This window comes from Ruminococcus flavefaciens, from assembly GCF_900119075.1.
Lineage (GTDB): Bacteria > Bacillota > Clostridia > Oscillospirales > Ruminococcaceae > Ruminococcus > Ruminococcus flavefaciens_Q.
This window is the reverse complement of sequence record NZ_FPIP01000008.1, coordinates 56,393-57,978: the sequence shown is the minus strand read 5'-3', so window position 1 is coordinate 57,978 and position 1,586 is coordinate 56,393. Positions and strand designations below refer to the sequence as shown.

At 49.9% G+C, this 1,586-nt stretch carries 1 protein-coding gene; it reads right to left on the bottom strand.

All coding sequences use genetic code 11. The annotated features are described in order from the left end of the window. Positions 1–1,586, bottom strand: a 1,586-nt coding sequence (locus tag BT105_RS11465; RefSeq protein ID WP_072300866.1) for an alpha/beta hydrolase-fold protein, incomplete at both ends; no start/stop codon positions are given.

The following is a 1,586-nucleotide window of genomic DNA, read 5'->3' as shown; positions in this document are numbered from 1 at the left end:
AAGCCGCCCTGCTGGCCGCCCATCTGGCTGAAATCGAAACCGCCCTGTGCTGGCTGGGTATTTGTATTTGTGTTAGTGTTAGTGTTTGTATTAGTATTGGTATTAGTATTGGTATTTGTGTTGTTAGCAGGTGCAGTACCCTTAGCATAGCTCTCAGGGAGCTTGTCGATAGTACCTAAGAGGAACTTCTGAACAGAAAGTGCGTCGTTTGCAGTAAGGCCTGTGCCGTTCTCGTAAACGTCTGCGTTTGCAGTGCCCTGTGCGTCGAGCTTGAACTTGTTAGGAGCTGCAAGAGCCTGCATAATTGCTACAACGTCGCCCATATCTACTGTGCCGTCGTTGTTAGCGTCGCCCCACTTAGTTACAGCGCTGCCGCCTGTCTGCTGACCGCCCTGATTAAAGTTGCTGTTGTTATTCTGCTGATTATTTGTGTTAGTATTTGTATTAGTATTTGTATTAGTGTTTGTATTAGTATTTGTATTGGTATTTGTATTTGATGAAGACTCGCTTGCGTTAGCCTTGAAAGCATATCTCATGAATGTGTAGAGATGTGGCTTTACAGAGTTAGCGTCGTGTCCGCCGCCTGGGATAGACTGGTAAACGTGCTCAACGCCGTTTCTTGTAAGGATATCGCTGTACTGCTTCGGGAATGTACCAACGACTGAATCGTTTGTACCGCCTGTGATCATGAATACCTCAGGCTCAGGGCCTACATTTCTGAACTTCATCTCGCTCTCCTGCATACAGCCGGGGTGCTCCATGAACATATCCTTGCCTGGTGTGATACCTGGTGCAGGACAAGCGCCGCCTACGTATGCAAAGAGGTCAGGACGCATAAGACCAATGTAGATAGCCTCTCGGCCTCCCATTGAGAAGCCTGTGATAGCTCTGTTCTCTCTGCCTGTCTTTACAGGATAATTGGATTCAATGTATGGGATAAGGCTCTCTGAGATGTCATAGAGGAAGTTGTCATATGCAGCGCAGGTCTCCTGATTGATACCGAAGCCGCCGCCCTGAGAACCATTCTTGCTTGTGAACTGGCTTGGGAGGACGATGATCATTTCCTCTGCCTTGCCATTTGCGATAAGACCTGCCATAAGCTCCTGAACGCCCATACCGCTTACCATGCTGTTTTCGTCACCGCCGATACCGTGGAGAACGTACATTACAGGATACTTCTTGCTTGCATTATAGTTAGGAGGAAGAATAACGTTGCAGCTCTTCTGTCCGCCTGTGAATTTACAATTGTAGGTCTTCTTTTCTACCTTGCACTTGCCGCTCTGCTCGCTTCCGCTCGGAACGGTAGTAGGCATATCATTCTTTATTTTAGCGTTCAGACCTGACTTAGCGTTGCCGCCGTTGCCTGCGTCTGTACCGATGTTTGCATTGCCGTTGGTATTGAAGCCGCCTGCGAAGCCGCTCATATCGAAGCCGCCCTGCTGACCGCCGCCGAACTGGCTCATATCAAAGCCGCCCTGCTGACCGCCGCCGAACTGGCTGAAGTCAAAGCCGCCCTGCTGACCGCCCATCTGGCTAAAGTCAAAGCCGCCCTGCTGGCCGCCGCCAAACTGGCTGAAGTCAAAGCC